18 protein-coding genes are annotated in these 18,288 nt (G+C 44.3%); 9 read left to right on the forward strand and 9 right to left on the reverse strand.

Annotated elements, in window-relative coordinates; all coding sequences use genetic code 11:
- Positions 1-12: 12 nt before the first annotated feature.
- Positions 13-705: a pseudouridine synthase gene (locus AAAA78_RS06290; protein WP_340590935.1), complete on the reverse strand. Its 693-nt coding sequence runs from the start codon at positions 703-705 to the stop codon at positions 13-15.
- Positions 706-760: 55 nt separating this feature from the next.
- Here AAAA78_RS06290 and AAAA78_RS06295 point away from each other — a divergent pair, with 55 nt between their 5' ends.
- Complete coding sequence (locus tag AAAA78_RS06295) at positions 761-1,243, forward strand: hypothetical protein (protein WP_340590936.1); 483 nt, start codon at positions 761-763, stop codon at positions 1,241-1,243.
- Between the two features lie 54 nt (positions 1,244-1,297).
- On the opposite strand, the gene AAAA78_RS06300 is transcribed toward AAAA78_RS06295, so the two are convergent.
- Complete coding sequence (locus AAAA78_RS06300; RefSeq protein WP_340590937.1) at positions 1,298-1,807, reverse strand: hypothetical protein; 510 nt, start codon at positions 1,805-1,807, stop codon at positions 1,298-1,300.
- Between the two features lie 129 nt (positions 1,808-1,936).
- On the opposite strand from AAAA78_RS06300, the gene AAAA78_RS06305 reads away from it, so the two are divergent.
- The gene (locus tag AAAA78_RS06305; RefSeq protein WP_340590938.1) at positions 1,937-6,001 is read left to right on the forward strand and encodes a DEAD/DEAH box helicase; all 4,065 of its coding nucleotides are present in this window, start codon (positions 1,937-1,939) and stop codon (positions 5,999-6,001) included.
- Positions 6,002-6,129: 128 nt separating this feature from the next.
- Positions 6,130-6,468, forward strand: coding sequence for a hypothetical protein (locus AAAA78_RS06310; RefSeq protein WP_340590939.1), 339 nt, complete (start codon positions 6,130-6,132; stop codon positions 6,466-6,468).
- On the opposite strand, the gene hflX is transcribed toward AAAA78_RS06310, so the two are convergent.
- From hflX to AAAA78_RS06325, 3 genes are read right to left on the reverse strand one after another with little or no spacing between them, the layout of a single operon-like run.
- Entirely contained in the window at positions 6,465-7,898 is a 1,434-nt protein-coding gene (gene hflX, locus AAAA78_RS06315; protein ID WP_340590940.1) for a GTPase HflX, read from the reverse strand. The two genes, AAAA78_RS06310 and hflX, sit on opposite strands and share 4 nt — an antisense overlap.
- 8 nt (positions 7,899-7,906) lie before the next feature.
- Entirely contained in the window at positions 7,907-8,746 is an 840-nt protein-coding gene (locus AAAA78_RS06320; protein WP_340590941.1) for a CvfB family protein, read from the reverse strand.
- Entirely contained in the window at positions 8,743-10,335 is a 1,593-nt protein-coding gene (locus AAAA78_RS06325; RefSeq protein WP_340590942.1) for an ABC-F family ATP-binding cassette domain-containing protein, read from the reverse strand. Before AAAA78_RS06325 ends, AAAA78_RS06320 begins: the two co-directional genes overlap by 4 nt.
- 228 nt (positions 10,336-10,563) lie before the next feature.
- On the opposite strand from AAAA78_RS06325, the gene AAAA78_RS06330 reads away from it, so the two are divergent.
- Positions 10,564-11,013, forward strand: a complete 450-nt coding sequence (locus AAAA78_RS06330) for a nuclear transport factor 2 family protein (RefSeq protein ID WP_340590943.1) — start codon at positions 10,564-10,566, stop codon at positions 11,011-11,013.
- 6 nt (positions 11,014-11,019) lie between these two features.
- Positions 11,020-11,955: a hypothetical protein gene (locus AAAA78_RS06335; protein ID WP_340590944.1), complete on the forward strand. Its 936-nt coding sequence runs from the start codon at positions 11,020-11,022 to the stop codon at positions 11,953-11,955.
- A 2-nt stretch (positions 11,956-11,957) separates the two neighbouring features.
- Here AAAA78_RS06335 and AAAA78_RS06340 read toward each other — a convergent pair whose 3' ends face one another.
- Positions 11,958-12,512 carry a hypothetical protein gene (locus tag AAAA78_RS06340; RefSeq protein WP_340590945.1) on the reverse strand — a complete coding sequence of 185 codons (555 nt, stop codon included), beginning with the start codon at positions 12,510-12,512 and terminating at the stop codon, positions 11,958-11,960.
- A 257-nt stretch (positions 12,513-12,769) separates the two neighbouring features.
- On the opposite strand from AAAA78_RS06340, the gene AAAA78_RS06345 reads away from it, so the two are divergent.
- The gene (locus AAAA78_RS06345) at positions 12,770-13,132 is read left to right on the forward strand and encodes a hypothetical protein (protein WP_340590946.1); all 363 of its coding nucleotides are present in this window, start codon (positions 12,770-12,772) and stop codon (positions 13,130-13,132) included.
- Positions 13,078-13,458 (forward strand): hypothetical protein, encoded by a 381-nt coding sequence (locus AAAA78_RS06350; protein WP_340590947.1) that lies wholly within the window; start codon positions 13,078-13,080, stop codon positions 13,456-13,458. Before AAAA78_RS06345 ends, AAAA78_RS06350 begins: the two co-directional genes overlap by 55 nt.
- A 66-nt stretch (positions 13,459-13,524) precedes the next feature.
- Here AAAA78_RS06350 and AAAA78_RS06355 read toward each other — a convergent pair whose 3' ends face one another.
- The gene (locus AAAA78_RS06355; RefSeq protein WP_340590948.1) at positions 13,525-14,865 is read right to left on the reverse strand and encodes a TolC family protein; all 1,341 of its coding nucleotides are present in this window, start codon (positions 14,863-14,865) and stop codon (positions 13,525-13,527) included.
- Between the two features lie 69 nt (positions 14,866-14,934).
- On the reverse strand, positions 14,935-16,212 hold the full coding sequence (locus tag AAAA78_RS06360; RefSeq protein WP_340590949.1) for an acetyl-CoA C-acetyltransferase: 1,278 nt from the start codon (positions 16,210-16,212) through the stop codon (positions 14,935-14,937).
- Between the two features lie 148 nt (positions 16,213-16,360).
- Between AAAA78_RS06360 and AAAA78_RS06365 the strand changes: the two genes are divergently transcribed.
- Both AAAA78_RS06365 and AAAA78_RS06370 read left to right on the forward strand, forming a co-directional pair.
- Complete coding sequence (locus AAAA78_RS06365) at positions 16,361-16,711, forward strand: STAS domain-containing protein (protein WP_340590950.1); 351 nt, start codon at positions 16,361-16,363, stop codon at positions 16,709-16,711.
- A 72-nt stretch (positions 16,712-16,783) separates the two neighbouring features.
- Positions 16,784-17,437, forward strand: coding sequence for a cytochrome b/b6 domain-containing protein (locus AAAA78_RS06370; RefSeq protein WP_340590951.1), 654 nt, complete (start codon positions 16,784-16,786; stop codon positions 17,435-17,437).
- 17 nt (positions 17,438-17,454) lie between these two features.
- On the opposite strand, the gene AAAA78_RS06375 is transcribed toward AAAA78_RS06370, so the two are convergent.
- Positions 17,455-18,159, reverse strand: coding sequence for a hypothetical protein (locus AAAA78_RS06375; protein ID WP_340590952.1), 705 nt, complete (start codon positions 18,157-18,159; stop codon positions 17,455-17,457).
- Between the last annotated feature and the right edge of the window lie 129 nt (positions 18,160-18,288).

An 18,288-nucleotide genomic window follows, 5' to 3' on the forward strand; every position in this document is an offset into this window, starting at 1 on the left:
TATCTAAGCTTACTAGTTCTGACCAAAAAGTGAATAGATCTTTTCCCACTTTTCGCAAGGTGGTGCTGAAATTTTTAAATCTTCTCCGCTCCAAGGATGTTTGAACTCAACACTGAGCGCCTTTAGACAAAGACCTTTGATTTCCAAGTGATCACGGAAGAACCGGTTGTGATGAGAATCGCCGTGCTCTATGTCACCTAAAAGCGGATGAGCAACACGATCAAAGTGACGACGGATTTGATGCCATCGACCCGTCACAGGTTTGACGTCCACCAAAGAGTAACGTGCGGTTGGATACTTTTTTCCAACAGGAAACGGCAGCTCTATGGCTGAGAGTCTTTTGTAAACCGTGAGTGATTCAAGAAGTCCATCTTCGCCCAAAACTTCAAGAGGAATATCAATAGAACCTTCTTCTTGAACATGTCCTCGCACAACCGCATGATAAGTCTTCTGAAGTTGCCTTTCCATAAAAAGGCGACTCAGTTCACGGGTGGCTTCCCGGGACGTCGCCCACAAAAGAACGCCACTTGTAGGAGCATCCAGGCGATGAACGGGAAATACATCACGCTTCATAAGATCGCGCAGATGATAAAGACAGATTTTTTCTTTCGGAACAGGATAAGGAGAAAGCTCTGGCGGGTGTACAAAGTACCCGGCAGGCTTATCGATCGCAAAGAAGTAGTCGTCCTGATAAAGAATTCTCATCGCCCGGGATATTAAATAGGGGCTTTTTTAGAGTCAATCTGGTATGGTTGCCGCTATGGAAAATTCATGTTGTTCATGTTTAAAACCGTCGGCGACTTTGCAGTGCGGGATCTGTAAAGACTCCGTTTGTAAGAAGTGCGCCCAATTTCTAGGGGAAGACAGTTTCTCGTTTTTAGAGAAAGTCTCTGAGGAGCTTTCTCATAACGTTTATTGCCCTCAATGTTTTGACGCCAAGGTTGTTTCAGCACTTGAAGCCTATAACGAAACAATGGAGCGCGCTAAAAATCTAGCTGTGTATTTGAAAGATCAAAGTAAAGAAACACGCTTGATGAGCCGAAAAGCGCAACCAGTTCAGGTATTAAACTGCGCCGATCGCGAAGAAACGCTTTTACGTTTGGCCTTTCTTGCTGCCAATGCTGGTTTTAATTGTTTGGTGGATGTGGATTTAACTTCGAAGAAAATCCGCGAGGGTTCCTATCAAACTCAATCGTGGAGCGGAACAGCCGTACCAGTTCAAGTAACAGGACGACGTCGCTAAATAAAAAAGGCCTCTTCATAAGAGGCCTTTTTAGTTTTTACTTTAGGTTCACTTTTATTTTGCGCATTCAAAAAGAGATGACGCTAAAGTTGCAACCCAAAGTGCTTTCGCTTTAGAGCCCACTTTCACTTCAGAAAGTTGACCATTATCGTAAGAAAGTTTGATTTTAATAACCATTTTGATGCCTTTAAGCTCATCGTCCGCTTTAGGAAGCTTTGCTGTATCAAATGTGTAAGTCACAGAATCTGAGAAAAGGGCTTCTGATTTATCCATTTTTGCATAAAGATCCGGATTTTCCTGGAGAACCTGAAGGATTTCGTCGCCGCCTCTGTCTGAAATACGAGTGTCTGGACCATAACTGCCACCGTTTTCAGAGAGAGTTTCAAAAATCTTACTAGCACCTTGAAGCTCAACACTTTTTAGAGTGTCTCCATCTTTAACGACTTTTACAGTGCAGGCTTTGCCGTTAAGACCAGTGCCATTCAAAGTTAATACTTCCTGTGCTTTTGCGTTGTGAGAGACAAACAGGAGAGAAGCCAATGCAATACCAAGCATCTTAGACATAAAAATTCCTTCCATTAGGTTTTAATTTATTAGCGCTCCTAAAATAATGAATTCTCGAAAATTTTTCCCCTGTTAGTTTTTTGCTAAGGCTAAACTTTCAGGCTTGCCCAAAGTTTTGACAGTTCGTACGTGACAATTTGGCTTATCTGGGCCATCCTAAGTGATGCCCTTTTTCCGGGGCAGGTAAGGATTGGTCCTGTGTTTTTAAGCCCTCTGACGCTGCAGAATATTTCGCAACTCCGCGCTCCCAATGAGAAAGTTCCTTTGGGGGAGCTGGCGACCTATGAAGAGGGTCTCAGCTTTATTGAAGACAGTGTTTTTGAAGGCCACGAAGTCCAAACAACTCCGCAAGGGTCTTTGCAGTTGCAGCTGTTCTTTGCCGCAAAAAACTCAAAAAAGGGTTACGTCGTTAAGGTCAACGAAGTCAATCCGGGTGGTGATTTGGAGTTTCATTGCGATCATTGCAAAACCTCCATGGAAACGCCTAAAACGTGTGAACACCAATGGACAGCGTTTGTTTATTTGTGGCAGGCTTTGACGTCAGAGCAAGAAGGCATCGTCAATCGCAAGCTTTTAAAACTGGCGCAAGATTTGGAAGAGCCTCTGCAAACAAGTGTTGCTAGAGCCTCGCAAGCACGCTTTGGTTTCTCTCAAAACATCAAACTTGAATCTGTCAGTCTTTTTCTCGAGGATCATCCTTTGCTCAACTCCGAATCCATCGGAAGTTTGTTGACCTCGGATCTAGGCAAATTCAAACACCAAGAAATGACCAGAGATCTTGAGGTTCCTTCTCCGCTATTGTGGAATATGCCAGAGATCTTCCGCAAAAAAGTAACGGCCTACTCCGGATTTTATCTCAATGAAGTGAACGAGCAAAATCGCTTAGCAGGAATGCTCCGCTATAACTTTACGGATGGGACGCAAGTTTCGGCAAAAGATATTTTGCGCCATCCTTTGCAAAGAGCGGTGACAAAAGAACTTTTGCCTCAAGCACGAACACAAAATTCTGCTTTTTCACGCTGGCCTTTAACGCAGCAAAAAGAGCATCTGTTCTTAAGCCAAAATCTCCGCGAGCTTGAAGAGATCATGCAAGTTCTCTTGGGAAATGTCGCCACAAAAGTGAATCAAGGTCAGCTCAAACTTTTCTTGCAATCCAAAAATCATCCGCGCTTGGGACTGCCTCTGCATTACATCGAATTCGATCCGGGAGTGGAATTAAACTGGCGCGTCGAGTTTACGGAAAAAGCCCAGCTTGAAGCTGAGTTTAAACTGATGAGCGCTCATAAAAAGCCTTTCGTTTATTTTGAGTCCTTTGCTGTAGAACCCACAGAAGGAATGCTTTTGGTTCATCCGTGGTTGCATGAATGGAATCAAATCCGCGAAGTTCTCAGCAGCATTTCTGCAGACGAAAATGATTTCTATGTTTCAGTTGAAGGCCGGCCCACAATTCATCTGGAAGGCGAGCTAGAGGCGAAGACCGTTCTAAAATATCTGCGCACTCGCGCAATGCCAGTTCGTCTTGCCGGTGAGTCCAGAACCTTAAGTCCATCACAAAGTCAGTTGCAGATTCACTTAGATGAGTCCGGTGATTTCTTCGTGCAACACGATGCTCGCGTTCAGGGACAAAAAAATCTTTTGCGTAAAGGTTGGACGCCGCGAACGGTTCTTTATCTTAAGACCTTGTCTGAAGGTTTGCCGTTCCTTATGAATGCGGATGTGAAAGATGTCGCAAGTCGCGCTCGTCGCAAACGCGATTGGGATTTAAAAATTTTAAAACATCTCGGCGTTCTGCAATACCTCTTTATGGAATTGTTGTCCTATCACTTTGAAGGCATGCTCACCGATGGCACGGTTCCAGACGAGGATAAAATCTTCTTATCTTTGCACAGCAATATTCAAGCACTTCTGATCAGCGGTTCGGGCGTTATCTTGGCCCGCGAGCAAACTTTGACGGAACTATGCTCGCAAACGGTTCTCAATCATTTTGAAGATTTCGTGGCAAAAACTTTAAAAGCTCTGAAAGCCAGTGAATCTTTTTATTCAGAACAAGGTGAAGTGATTCTTGAAGGTGTCGTCGAAAAAGAATTCCATCTTCTGTATGAAATTCTTAAGCGCATGGCCCTTTCAACAGGAGGCGATGCCTTTAAAAAATCTCGCACGTCGCTTTTGTCAAAAATTTGGACCGGCGACGTAGAAAAGGATCCTTACTTGCTTGACGGCAAGTTTCATCTGCCAAGAGTAAAAAAAGAAGGATCGCAAATTCACGAAACCTTAGAAACTCTGCAAGGATTGATTCCTTACGGTTTCGCACTTTATTACAATGGTCTGCCCTTGCAAGAACTGACCGAAGATGAATTTAAAGTCGACTTTATTTTGCAAACAGATGAAGAGCATCGCGATTTTAATTGGTTTGAACTTAATCCAAAATTCTTCTTGCGTGGCCAAGAAATTGATCCGCAAACTATGTCAGGTTTTGGCAGCGGCGGGGTGATTGAATACGACGGGAAACTTTTTTTAGTTCCTCGTAAACAGATGCCGTCGTTAAGACGTCTAGAACATTTCTGGCAAAAACTGCAACGCGGAAAAACTGAGACCAGCAAAAAACAAGGTGGCGAAAAAGTTTATCATTTGCCGCGCCATCAAGTTCTGGAACTTTTGGCTTTGCGAGCTTCAGGTGTCGGCATTCGCGGTGACGAAGAGTGGAAAAAGCTTTGCGCTTTCTATGACCAAATGGGATCAGCGGATCGCACTGTGGAAATTCCAAAGACGGTGAAAGCGGACTTAAAGCCGTATCAGGTTTCTGGCGTTCAGTGGTTGCAGGATCTTTACAATTTAAAACTAGGCGCTTTGCTGGCTGACGACATGGGTTTAGGTAAAACCCTGCAGACGTTGACATTCCTTGAAGATCTTCGTCAAAAAGGCGACATGGGCCAAGTCTTGGTTGTCGTTCCGTCGTCATTGATTTTTAACTGGCAAAGTGAAGTTGAAAAATTCACTCCGGATATTCCTCTTACGGTCTTTACAACCAAAGACATGATGAAGGTGGGAAAGAAACTTGAATCCAAGCAAGATATCGTGGTGCTAACGACCTACGGTCTTTTGATGGAAAACGAAAGTTTCCTTAATCAGTATAAATGGAAAGTTTTGATCTTCGATGAAGCGCAGAACTTAAAGAATATCACCACGAAACGCACAAGCTCCGCTCGTGCATTGACGGCACGCTTTAAGATTTGTCTTACGGGAACACCGATGGAAAATCACTACGGAGAGTTTTATTCTCTGGTAGATCTTTTGGTGCCTGGCAGTCTTGGAAAGATCGAAGATTTCCGTCGTCAGTTCGTAAATACGGAAATGGTGACTCGTGAGGAGATCGAAGATTTGAAACTCAAAATCAAACCTTTGATGCTTCGTCGCACGAAAAAAGAAATTCTCGATCAGCTTCCTGAAAAACAAGAAACGAAAGTCAGCATTGCCTTTGAAGAAAGACAGATGGAGATCTATCGCGACATCGCTCTTTCTTATAATCAAAAAGTGCAAGACAGTCTTTTGACACAAGCAGAAGCCAGCGTGCAATTGCAAATGCTCACGGCTCTTTTGCGTCTTCGCCAAGCGTGTTCTGACCCGGCGGCTCTTCCAAATGTCCGCTATGATCGTATTCCGCCAAAGCTTGAGGCCTTGATGGATTCTATTCAAGAGATCGTGGAGTCCGGCGAAAGTGCTCTGGTCTTTACGCAGTTCTTGCAGACTTTAGAGCACACGGCCGATCTTATGCATAAGGCGGGTATTCCTGTTTTCGTTTTGCATGGTGGAATTCCAACAAAACAAAGACAGAAAATCTTGTCGGATTTTAACAAAGTTCCCGGCGGAGCTGTCTTAATCATGACTCTAAAAACGGGTGGTGTGGGGTTGAACCTTACGAAAGCCAGTTATGTTTTCCATTTAGAGCCATGGTGGAATCCATCGGTGGAAAACCAAGCAACAGACCGTGCGCATCGTTTGGGTCAAAGTAAGGCCGTGCAGGTTTTCAGATACATCATGCATGAGTCTTTAGAGGAAAAAATCGAACTTCTAAAAAATCGTAAAGATAAGAAGTTCCAATCACTCTTTACGACGACAGAAAATGATATCGATGTTGGCCCCGGCAGTGGAGCCCTGACGAAGGAAGATTTCGACCTTCTTATCGGTCTAAAATAATTGTGAATTGCCAAAAACGTCACTATTTACAGTCTTAAATGGGTTTTCGCTGATAAAACTCCGTTAAATTCGTTCCTGCCAGGTTAGGTCTTTGCAGGAAAAGAACGGATTCATTTCGGAGGTTCCCTATGAAAGCCCTTTTCGCCATTCTGCTCGTATCTATGTCTGTGTCTTCAGCTTTCGCTGACGGCGTTTTATCTTGCTCGGGAATTAATCAGGACAGTGATCAAAGGGAAGATGTGATTGTGATTGAGCCTGAAGTAGCTATCCTTCGTGGTGTTCAAGGCGATGCTAAGTTCTTATCGTACCAAGGGGAGCAAGGAGACATCGCTACTTATTCAAACTCACAATTGCTTGTAACGCTGAACTATCAAGATAGAACCATCACAACGAAAAATCGCCTTGATGGTTCCTATAAAATGCACACGAATTTTAAATGTACCGGTTCTGGCGATGATATGGATTAGATCCCAAAGCGGGTTCTAATTCTTTTCACATCATCGGCATGAGCGCGCACTTTTAAAGTGACTCCGCGCTCATCATAAGACTCAGAAAGCACGCGCAGCTTTCCGCGAATCTCGCCAATAGCCCCTTGAACATCATAAGGAATAAATAAATCCTGATCGACCATGGCTGTTTCAAAGTGCTTAACCAAGAACTCGCGCAGAGACGCTACGTCTTCCGGATTTAAAGAAGACATAAAAATCGCATCCGGATATTCGGTTTTTAAATTTGCAAGCTCTTCGGGCGTGAGTTTATCAACTTTGTTTAAGACTAAAATATTCTCAATCTCGCCAGCGCCGACTTCAGCTAAAACAGATTTTGTGACTTCCAGTTGCGAGCGGAATGTTGAATCCGCACAATCGACAACATACAAAAGCAAAGAAGCATTAAGCGCCTCATCCAAAGTAGATTTAAAAGACGCCACCAGATCATGGGGAAGTTTTTTGATAAAGCCGACCGTATCAGAAATCAAAATTTTGGGCTTTGTTTCAGGATAAAGAATACGAACCGTGGTGTCTAAGGTCGCAAAAAGTTTATCGGCCACCAAGACATCACTGCCAGTCAAAGCACGCATCAAGGAAGATTTCCCCGCATTCGTGTAACCAACAAGAGCCACCGTGATTTCTTGTCCACGGCGCGCGCGACGCACATCATGTTCTTGCGCGATGGACGCGAATTCTTTTTTGAGTTCTTTGATGCGGTCACGAATTTTACGGCGATCTAGTTCGATGCTGGATTCACCGGCACCTTTTCCGCCGATACCGCCGCCTTGACGATCTTCTCCGCCACCGACTTCACGTAAACGGGGAGCTACATAAGTTAGTTTTGCGATTTCAACCTGCAGGCGAGCGGCGCGTGTTCGTGCGTGACGACTGAAAATTTCAATAATAACACCTGTGCGATCTAAAACTTGCGCACCGGTAGCACTCTCTAAGTTTCTAATCTGTGAAGGCGAAAGTTCGCAGTCCACAACCAGAACTTGAGCCAGTTCCTTATGTGATGTTGGATTTTCAATTTCACTGGGATCTTCGGCTTCTGTTGAATAATCGAGGTCCGCATCGAGATCTTCGAAATCAAAATCATCATCGGCGTCGTCATCATTGCTTTTAAATTTTAAAGCCGCTTTGTGTTTTTTCTTAACGAATGTAGGTCCGACCACACCGGTACCGCCAGTCCATGTCGCGATGTCTTTTAGTTTTCCATCACCAAACACTGTGGCACGGCGATCTGATTGACGGCGCTGTGAAGTTTGACCAATGACGTTGTAGCCTAAAGTCGTTACGAGACGAGAAAGTTCGGCTAAAGATGCCTTCATTTCTTCATCAGAAACGCGGGGCAATTGAATGCCGACAAGAAACGCATTGAGAGGTTTGTCGCTGTGTACGTTTTCCATGAAGATCCTTATTTCGCTAAGCGAATCCCGTCGTCATCCACTGTGATCAGGCGTTTTTTATAAAGACCGCCTAAAGCAATCTTGTATTTCTTTTTGCTAACACCGAACAGATTGTAAATCGTCTCTGGCGGAGTCTTGTCGTTGATCGCAAGATAGCCGCCTTTTTTCTGCAGAAGATCCAAGATCAAAGGACCGACATCCTCGGCCGCTTCATGACCCACTTTATCTGTTTTTTGCAGACTCAAATCAATTTTACCATCGGTACGGATTTTTTTGATATAGCCCGGAGTGCGCTGTCCATATTTGAGAGGCTTAAAGACTTCATTCGCGTAAAGAACGCCCCAGATTTTATTATTAACAATAGCTTTGTAGCCTAGGTCTGTTTTGCCTGCGATTAAAAGCTCCACCTCTTGACCTTCTTTCAGGTCGACAGGGGATTTATCAACATGACGATCTAAGCGCATCGAAGCAGAAATACGGTCGCTCTTATCTGTATAGATATAAACGATAATATCTTGTCCTACTTTGGGCGTATGAATTTGTTCTGCGTAAGGAAGAAAAAGATCTTTAGAAAGACCCCAATCTAAGAAGGCGCCAACAGATTCAACGGCAACGACCTTTAACAAGGCAAAGTCACCAACCATGGCCTTAGGTGTTTCTGTCGTTGCCATCAGGCGGTCGTCAGAGTCAAACATCACAAACACGTCTACCGTGTCGCCGACTTCGCATTCTTCAGGCATATAGCGTAAAGGTAAAAGGATTTCACCGTCGTCTTCGCCATCTAAGAAGACACCGAAGTCGACGTGTTTAAGAACTTTGAGCTTATTAAATCGTCCGATTTGAATCATTGTGGCTTCTTTGACTCGATATATTCATCGTAAGTAGTAACGAGGTCTTCAACTACGCCGCCATCAAGTTCAATGATACGATTTGCCACTGTTTGTACAAACTCATGATCGTGACACGTGAAGATCACAGTCCCTTTAAAGCGCTTCACACCTTCATTCACGGCAGAGATTGATTCCAAATCCAAGTGAGCTGTCGGACCGTCCATCAAAAGAACGTTAGCACCTGAAAGCATCATCTTAGAAAGCATGCAGCGAACTTTTTCGCCCCCGGAAAGCACGCGAGGTTTTTTAAGAGCGTCGTCACCGCTGAAAAGCATTTTCCCTAAGAATCCGCGCAAGAAAGATTCATCTTTATCGTCAGAGTATTCGCGAAGCCATTCCACCAAAGAATTGGCGTCAGTGTCAAAGTACTTAGAGTTGTCAGTGGGGAAGTAACTGCGAGTCGTTGTGATACCCCAATTGAAAGAACCAGAATCCGGCTCAACCTCTCCGGCTAAAATATCCAGAAGCAAAGTTTTTGCGACGTCATTTTTTCCAAGAAGAACGACTTTGTCGCCTTTTTTAATCGTGAAGCTGACATTATTTAACAACAATTCGCCATTCACAGATTTCGTCAGTCCGTTCACCGTCAAAAGATCGTTACCGGCTTCACGTTTTGGATCAAAGCCGACAAACGGTTGACGGCGAGTCGACACAGGCAAATCACCCAGATCCAATTTCTCAAGCTGTTTTTGGCGAGAAGAGGCCTGACGAGATTTCGAAGCGTTCGCACTGAAACGCTGAATAAAACTTTTAAGCTCTTCGGCTTTGTCGGCATTTTTCTTAGCTTGATCCGCGCGCAAACGTTGGCTCAGCTCCGTAGCCTGACGCCAGAATTCGTAGTTACCGGAATAGATTGTCACTTTGCTATAATCAATATCTGCCATGTGTGTGCAGACTTTGTTTAAGAAGTGACGGTCATGCGAAACCACGATGACGGTGTTTTCGAAGTTGAACAAAAATTCTTCAAGCCATTGAATCGCATAGATATCCAAGTGATTCGTCGGCTCATCCAGCAACAAAATATCGGGCTGACCGAACAAAGCTTGCGCGAGCAAAACTTTAACTTTGTCACCGGGATCAAGATCTTTCATCAGTTTTGCGTGAAGAGCATCAGAAATACCAAGGCCTGCCAGCATCACGCCCGCTTCAGACTCCGCTTCCCAACCGTTGAGTTCCGCAAACTCTGTTTCAAGTTCAGAAGCTCTCACGCCGTCTTCTTCGGAAAAATCGGGCTTCGCATAAAGCTTGTCTTTTTCCTCCATCACCTTAAACAGACGATCATTTCCCATTAACACTGTTTTTAAAACAGGGACGTTGTCATAAGCATAGTGATCTTGTTTTAAAACTGACAAACGCAAGTTCGGTGGGATTACCACTTCACCTGTATTAGGTTCGATTTCTTTAGAAAGAATTTTTAGGAAGGTGGTCTTACCGGCACCGTTGGCACCAATAAGGCCATAGCAGTTGCCGGGAGTGAATTTAACATTCACTTCATCAAAAAGTTTTTTGCCACCGAATCTTAAGCTGACGTTGGAAGTGCTGATCATGGGACCTCAGTTATAGGAGGTCCTTAGATACTCTGAATCCGGAAAAATATCAATAATTTGGCAGCTTTCTTAAGACCTTCGAAATAGCGACCTCTATAAACCCTGTCCTTAGGCACTTTTTTCATGAATTCGCCTCTAAAACTAGCCTTCTCTCAACAAGTTTGCGTTTTGGCACCGCAACTTGTGCTCCAGGAAAGACTGACCGATCCTATTCCTAGAGGAGTTTTCATGAAAAAAATGATTTTAATAGTTTTATGTAGCTTGTTTTCAATTTCGGCATTTGCAGTTGGAGCGACTTCCAATGTCGAAGCCAATAAGAAGCTTGTTCGCGATTTTTATGAAATGGCTTTTAACCAACATAAGCCCACTGAAGCGGCAAAAAAGTATATTGGTTCTAAGTACATTCAACACAATCCTTACGTTCCTAACGGCGCGGAAGCTTTTTATTCCTACTTTGAAAAACATTTTAAAGAAAACCCGAAATCTCACGTTGAAATCAAACGCGTGATGGGCGATGGCGATCTTGTGGCTCTTCATTTGCTTTCAAAACAAAACGACACAGACCGTGGTCGCGCGATTGTGGATATTTTCAGAGTTGAAAATGGCAAGATCGTGGAGCACTGGGACGTGATTCAGGACGTGCCGGAAAAAACAGCGAATGGAAACACCATGTTTTAGGAGTGCATGACGCGAAAGAATTTATTCCTTATTGTGATCGCTTTTATTGTCGGAGTCTCCGTCTGGATATTCTTTGTCAATAAAAGCCTTAAGACAACCCAGGATGTGATAGTTCAAGAAGCCACAAGACCGCAAAGGCGGGTGGCTTCGCTCCCTTCGCCCACAATGACCCCGAATAACGCCGTTAAAAATCAATTGCAGACAGAAATTCAGTCTTTGCAACAGCAAATCACTCAGGAACGCCAAAAACTTGTTACACAAAAGATGGCCCTGGACGAAGCAACAGCTCGCCAACAACAGCAGCAAAGCGTTCAGCAAACGCCTGCCGCGATTTCTTCGCAGATCACCGAACGCACTTCTCAAGTTCAAAATTTTATGGAAGAGCTTAAAAATTACGAATATGCAGAACAAGACATCAACCGCCGAGCAACAGAAGCTTTGCGGGAGCAAAGCAGTGCAGCGCAAGTGGCGCGTGATCAAATTGATGAAAACATCCGCACTCAAGAAAATCTTATCAGGCAAACCAGAGAGCAGATCGCTTATTGGCAGGGAAATTTATTTTACGTGAATGAACGTGAAGCCCGGCTTCAGGATTTACAAACTCTTTTAGAGACGCAGACTAGGCAGCTTCAAGGAATGCGTGATCAGCGCTTGGCGCTATCAGCACAAATTTTAGAAAACACGCGGGCTTTACAAAGTGAAAAGGAACAGGCCCTCAGTGATCTTGCTGACAGTCGCAGCGACTTGCAGGATGAGATCGCTTCTTTAAGAATAGAAATCAATCGACTGCAAGGAATGCAGTATCAAACAAGAACGAGCCAAATGACGACGCGGTCTCGCTTAACCCAAATGCAAAAAGATTTTGAAACACAGAATCGACAAGTGCAGACCCTAGAGGCGTCCCTTCAGGAAAAAGAGCGCCAGCTTAAACTTCTCCAATAATATTAGTATTGATTGCACCAAGGTTGAGGCGTGATGACCTTCTGGATTTCGTTGGCTCTCATGTAAAGAAATTCATTCCCTACAGCCAAACGCAGGCGCTGTGTTTTTTGTGAGAGATTCGCAGCCGTCACAATCTGTCCGTAACCATCACCATCTGTTTGCACGGTGCCTTGAGTTCCTTTTAAAGACCATCTCACTGTACGGCGGTCTAAAGGACGAACGTCGTCTTCAGTCAGCACAGTGGAAATCGTCCCTTCTGAATCCCTGCATAACAAACGAAAGTGAATGACGACAAAATGTTCTTTATGACAGTTCTGCGAACGCGAATATCCATATCCAGCGTCGCAGGTATTGAATGATTTTTCAGAATATCCTAAGGACTCACGCTCGCGATCCATGTGCAAATGATTTTGAAGAGCATTGTAGTCAATTGCAGAAGATGCTGGTTCGGGAGCCGTCTCAGCGGGTGTCGGTGGAATGTACGTTGTTTCTTTTTTTGGTGCCGTCGTACAACCAGCAATAGCTGTGAATGCAATAATTCCCAAGGCCCATTTCATGAGAGGTCCCCCGCAAGTGTTTGTTCTTTTTAGTATGCACGAAGAGGTCGGCGTCAGCAAAGGACACTGAAAATGTCGAACTTTTAGATACCTGGCGGGGCCAGCCCTCGACGCACTTAATGGCGTACCTTTCCTCTTAAAATTTGAAATTCTTAAAGCGACTTCTGTAATATGGCCCGCGCCTATCAAGGCTTTGCCGGGAGGTTGGGATGAAGTGCGGGGGGATTTTTTTATTTGTTCTAATACTGTCGGTGAGAGTGTTAGCAGCCACAGACGACGTGACAACCAGTGCGATTTCTATTCGGGAAGTTTCAGAAAGCCCGTGGCATTTCTCTTTGGATTCGGAGTTTTACATCAATCAAAAAGAGCAGAATGACAAAGGCAGTGATGGCAAAGTGACATCCTATCATTTAGCGAGCGTCAAATACTCTTACGACGCGACGACCACTTTGAAAGTAGTGCCGACATTTGAAATCAACTCTGTGCCTTTAGAAAAAGATAAGGCCCACAATATTAATGACGAAATTCAAAATGGAAAAACTTTTTCAGGAGCGGAATCATCCGCTTGGATACATTCATCCCTTGGACCGTCGGTAAGTGGATTTTTTACTATTACTTAAATCCGCGCCTTTTCTTAGAGTCTCGCAATGACGGCGAAAGAGCGACCAACCTCAGTTTCCGAGAGCATGCACTGGCTTCTTATAACTTTACGGATTCCTGGTCGGCCTATGCGATGCTTGGACACCGCGGGCTCTTAAAATCCCAGAATTTTTTAAAAAATGAGCAGACGATTTATTTGTTGGAGGCTGGTGTGACAAAAACTCTTTCAAAGAATTTTTCGGTGACAGTTTATCTGGATAATCTTTTCGTCGAGGGTCAAGAAGACATTGAACTCTTTAAAGCGGCTAAAAACGATTTCACTCTTTATACAAGTTTAAATTTTTAATCTGGAGATAAAAAAAAGAGCACCTTCATTAGGCGCTCTTTTACTTTTTTAAATTTATTAAACGAACTACTGGCCGCAGATTTGGTCCAAAGTGACTTTATCTTTATCCGGATTAAAGATACGTCCCAATTTTCCGCGGATGCCACCAGAACTGCGGCGTTCAATTTCACAAGTCTCAACACCAGCAAACTGATCAGAGATCATAATGCGGTGAAGACTGATGCGAAGAGTGTCTAATGCCGTTGCAGCCTTCACTTTGTTCACAACCGCACTCGTTAAAGAATTTCCGAGTTCAAGCACGTGCAAGATGTCCGTGATGCCGACTTGGTATCTCATCAATTCTGCATTGTAGACTTGGCGCATGTTATCTTCGGCTTGGGAAGCCGCTGTGTATTGTTTTTGTGCTTCTTCAAGAGCACCCAAAGTCGTTTCAATCAACTGAGCTTGGTCCAAACGAAGTTCTTTTTTACGAAGCTTCAATTGCTCGATATTCAAGTTTGAAATTTCCAAAGCCGGGAAGTAACCAAAACCCAAGTTGACAGAACCTGTTTGTGTCACAGAACTAAACGCGCCGCCAGTTGAAGGACGGTTTACCCCCAAAGAGCTCCCAGAAAGGAAACTAAATGCTTTGCTCCACTTGTTGTATTGAGCGGCCGTGATCAAAGCTGTCATTTGTACGGCTTCTGGAGAACTTTCATGAACTTTATCAAGCAAAGCTTGCGGGCTCATGCTTTCGGCAGAGGAAGAGGGAACGTGCACCGCTTCGAAAACGATTTCTTGGTTCAACTCAAGACCCAACATTTGGCGCACAGACGCTTTTTCACGTTTGATCAATTCATCGACTTGCGACACTTGTACCAACGCTAACTGAGCCTGCGCTTGAGCTTGAAGATAGTCTTCCTTACGGATGATACCAACCTCAGCAGGCAAACGAAGTTGTTCTTCAATGGCCTTGAAGTTCTCATATTGTTTTTGCAAAGCTCCACGCAATTGCATGTCACCCACAACTGTCAAATACACAGAATAAGCTGATGCAAACTGATTGAGTTGAGCTAAGTAGTAAGAAGTCCCTTGGGCCTTCAAAAGATAACTGCTCTCTTTTAAATCCATCCACTTGCTTGGCATTAAGAATGGCAAAAGGAAAGAAACCGAAGTCAGCATGAAGCTAGGTCCGCTTGAAATCACCGTACCTAAATTGACGGACGGTAAAAGATTTCCGCGAGCTTGAGCGACTTGGGCTTTAGCTTGTTGAACTTCATTGAGAGCGATGGCGATATCGATGTTTCTAGAAAGAAGCATTGTGCGCAAAGACTTGGGATTGATGACCACCGGTCCTTGTTGCTTGGGAGCCGCAAACGCTGTTGCCGTAATTAAGAAGGCAGTAAAAATCAGTGTAAGAAATCGCATAAAGATTCTCCCCTCAAATATGTGACCCATAGAGTTATATAGGAGGGGAGACGCTTGTCAAACGGGTCTTTATACGGACTCCAAAATAGCAGCGATTCCCATGCCGCCCGCTGTGCAAATCGAGATCAACCCGCGCCCGCGACCGCCTTTTTCATGCAACATTTTCCCTAAACTCGCAACAATGCGAGCTCCCGTGGCGCCAAAGGGATGTCCGAGTGCCACGCTGCCTCCTTTGATATTCATCTTGCTGCGATCCAAAGGGCCTAGAGCGGTCGCGCGACCTAGAACTTTTTTACAGTATTCATCGGACTCCCAAGCCTTCAATGTGCAAAGAACTTGGCCTGCGAACGCTTCGTGAATTTCGAAAAAATCAAAGTCGTTAAAGCTTAAGTTATTGCGCTTTAAAAGTTCACTCACCGCAATGGTGGGCGCCATTAAAAGACCTTCACCGGCAACAAAGTTCACCGCAGAAACCTGGCAGTCGATGAAACGGGCCCATAAGGGAAGATTGTATTTTGCCGCAGCCTCTTCACTTGTCACTATCACCGCAGCAGCTCCGTCGGTGAGAGGACTGGAGTTGCCCGCCGTGATAGTTCCCTTTTCTGATTTTTCAAAAGCCGGTTTGAGCTTTGCCAATTTTTCCATCGAAGTGTCAGGACGAATGATGCCATCACGATCAAGGCCATGAAAATTAAAAACAAGATCTTTATAAAATCCATCTTCATGAGCGCGCGTGGCATTCTTGTGGCTGGTCAAGGCCAACTCATCCTGAGCTTCGCGCGAGATTTTCCACTCTTGCACCATTTTTTCAGTGTGTTCACCCATGGACATTTTCGTGCGCGGTTCAACGACAGCAGGCAGTTGTGGTTTTAAATCGGAGGGTCGAATTGACGCCAAAATTTTGGCTTTTTCCAAGTTGTCTTTCGCAGCATTCAGTTCCACTAATTTGTGCGAGAGACTTTTTGAAACCATGATCGGAAGATCACTGTTCGTGTCAACGCCGCCAGCGATGGCGACATCCATTTGATGGGCTGCGACTTTAAGGGCCAGCTGCGAAGTGATTTCCAAACTTGTTCCACAAGCGCGCTGAACATTGTATCCCGGTGTATGAGGATGAAGACCTGAGCTTAAGACACATTCACGAGTGAAATTCCAATCCGAAGCACTTTGCATCACGGCGCCACAGCCGACGTCTCCTAAAATCTGACCTTCTAATTTGTATTTTTGAACGAGTGTTTTTAAAGTCGAAATCATCAATTCAGAGGAAGTGACATCCATATAAGTCGTCATGGACTTAACGAAGGGAGTGCGGATTCCGCCGGAAATATAAACAGGACGTGTGCGCATAAAAACCTCTTTTCTCCGAGGAAGTCTAACATTGAATCGGGATTTTGTTTCAGCTTGGGATGCTTGGATGAGAAATCTTTAATGAATAGGATGACATTGTTAAGCTAAAGAAAATTAAAAATTAAATCGATTTCTAGGAGTTTGTACGTTGGAAGATCAGAAGTCGTTTAGCTACAGTTTTAATCAAAAGAACAATATGCTTGTCGTCTCTTTAACAGGAGAAATTACAAGTCACGTGCTGCCGTCGCTGGAAGCTTGTCGTCAGGAACTGCAGGGAAAGCACGAAGTCAGCCGCGTCGTCTTGTATTTTCAAGACGTTGAATCGATCAGCATGGATGCCATTCCTTTAATTGCACAAATTCAGCGAGAAATTCGCTCAAAACCGGCGGATCTTCGTCTGTGTTTGAAAGAAAATTTGCGAGAAAAACTCGTTCGTATGGGAGTGGTGCGGGGATTGGAAGTGGCTGACGACTTAAAAACGGCTCTTTTATCTTTTTAGCCGTGCAGTATGACACGAATCATATTTTTTCTTACGAACCCACTGTACAGTCATGAACTGTGAGGAGGCACAATGACTCAATACAGTTTTCGTAAGTATCAGCCGCTAGGTTTGCGTTTGTGGCACTGGCTAAATGCTTTGGCCATCTTAGGACTTTTGGCAACGGTCTTATTGCGAAAGACCTTTCTGAGCTGGAGAAGCAATGCCGCTTTGATTGAAGCCAAATTGCAAGAAGCAGGGACAGCCATCACTCCAGAAGTCGCCAAAGATATTGCGGTGAGTATTCGTAATCCTATGTGGGATTGGCATGTCTACCTGGGATTTACTCTTGGTGCGCTTTTGTTGATCAGAATTATGGTTGGTCTTTTGGTCGTTAAAAAATGTCCAGCGACTCACGCGGTGCAAAGTGCTTGGAACCTTAAAAAAGTTCCACAGAAAGAAAAAGGCTCTGCCATTCACTACACGCTGGTTAAGACCGGTTACGCGTTCTTTTATCTGGCGACACTTTTTATGGTGACCTCCGGCATTTTGATGCAATTTAAAACAGAACTAGGCCTTGGCAAAGAAGCCATTGGCGTCATCAAAGAAATCCATGAAATGATGATGTGGTTCTTTGTTGTTTTTGTTGTAGGACATTTACTTGGAGTCGTTATAGCTGAAAACCGCGGGGATCGGGGGTTGGTCTCAGACATGATTCACGGAGGAGAGAAGGAAAAGGGAAGCTAGAAGCTTCCCTTTTTTTATTATTTACAGAAAGAAAGTTTTCTAACAGCGGACTGAACCTTTTTATACTTCTGAGAGCGTGCTTGCGGGCGCAAAACATCCCAGTAAGATTTACGGCTAAATAAAGCGTCATCATTTGCGAGCTGTTTGTTCAACATCGAAAGACCGCAGCGGAAAGTCGTATCAGGACTGTTACCATCACCATTGCGACAGCCTTTCGCATAGACGCTTTCGCGGCCTTTATGAAGCTGCATCAATCCGATCAACGTTCCGTTGGGACCTTTTGCAGTTTCACCTTTTTGGCAAGAACTTTCCAAGTGAACCATGGCATTGATAACCATCACCCAAACCAGTTCTTTTGCATTGTCATTCAAAGTGGCAAAAGCAGGACAGACGGCCTTAATATCCGCCGTGCCTTCATAGAGTTCAGCGTAACGCTCTCGATGCAATTCATTGACAATCGTCGTGCCCCAGCGTCCTAAGCCATCATCATCGGCGAAGTTTTCACATTTATCCGCGAAATTCATTTTTTCGTTAATACTAAAGATGTCTTCCACTTTAGCTTCCGATGTGATCGTGTTGCGAATATCTCTTAATTGTTGAGCGGCGCGATTGGTGGCGCTGGAGCATTCAATACATGTATTGCCTTCAAGGCGCGAACTGATTTTAGCTTCTGCAGAGGCTCCAGAAAGAACCAGAGCGAATGTCATGATTAGAGTTTTCATCGGCAGTTTCTCCATACATGATTGCAAAGCAATCATGATGCCGAAGTCTCAAAATAAAATGGGAAGGTTTCTATGCCTTCCCATTGTATATCTTTAGAACATGTCGATGCCAAAAATGCGTGTGTCTTA

The organism is Bdellovibrio sp. BCCA (assembly GCF_037996825.1).
In the GTDB taxonomy this organism is placed as follows: domain Bacteria; phylum Bdellovibrionota; class Bdellovibrionia; order Bdellovibrionales; family Bdellovibrionaceae; genus Bdellovibrio.

Bases quoted from the DNA above. Each gene is read 5' to 3' on its own strand.
- AAAA78_RS06340 (WP_340590945.1), bottom strand. From the start codon at position 12,512: ATGAAATGGGCCTTGGGAATTATTGCATTCACAGCTATTGCTGGTTGT.
- AAAA78_RS06360 (WP_340590949.1), bottom strand. From the start codon at position 16,212: ATGCGCACACGTCCTGTTTATATTTCCGGCGGAATCCGCACTCCCTTC.
- AAAA78_RS06320 (WP_340590941.1), bottom strand. From the start codon at position 8,746: ATGATTCAAATCGGACGATTTAATAAGCTCAAAGTTCTTAAACACGTC.
- hflX (WP_340590940.1), bottom strand. From the start codon at position 7,898: ATGGAAAACGTACACAGCGACAAACCTCTCAATGCGTTTCTTGTCGGC.
- AAAA78_RS06295 (WP_340590936.1), top strand. From the start codon at position 761: ATGGAAAATTCATGTTGTTCATGTTTAAAACCGTCGGCGACTTTGCAG.
- AAAA78_RS06325 (WP_340590942.1), bottom strand. From the start codon at position 10,335: ATGATCAGCACTTCCAACGTCAGCTTAAGATTCGGTGGCAAAAAACTT.
- AAAA78_RS06310 (WP_340590939.1), top strand. From the start codon at position 6,130: ATGAAAGCCCTTTTCGCCATTCTGCTCGTATCTATGTCTGTGTCTTCA.
- AAAA78_RS06355 (WP_340590948.1), bottom strand. From the start codon at position 14,865: ATGCGATTTCTTACACTGATTTTTACTGCCTTCTTAATTACGGCAACA.
- AAAA78_RS06375 (WP_340590952.1), bottom strand. From the start codon at position 18,159: ATGAAAACTCTAATCATGACATTCGCTCTGGTTCTTTCTGGAGCCTCT.
- AAAA78_RS06370 (WP_340590951.1), top strand. From the start codon at position 16,784: ATGACTCAATACAGTTTTCGTAAGTATCAGCCGCTAGGTTTGCGTTTG.
- AAAA78_RS06300 (WP_340590937.1), bottom strand. From the start codon at position 1,807: ATGTCTAAGATGCTTGGTATTGCATTGGCTTCTCTCCTGTTTGTCTCT.
- AAAA78_RS06335 (WP_340590944.1), top strand. From the start codon at position 11,020: ATGACGCGAAAGAATTTATTCCTTATTGTGATCGCTTTTATTGTCGGA.
- AAAA78_RS06330 (WP_340590943.1), top strand. From the start codon at position 10,564: ATGAAAAAAATGATTTTAATAGTTTTATGTAGCTTGTTTTCAATTTCG.
- AAAA78_RS06290 (WP_340590935.1), bottom strand. From the start codon at position 705: ATGAGAATTCTTTATCAGGACGACTACTTCTTTGCGATCGATAAGCCT.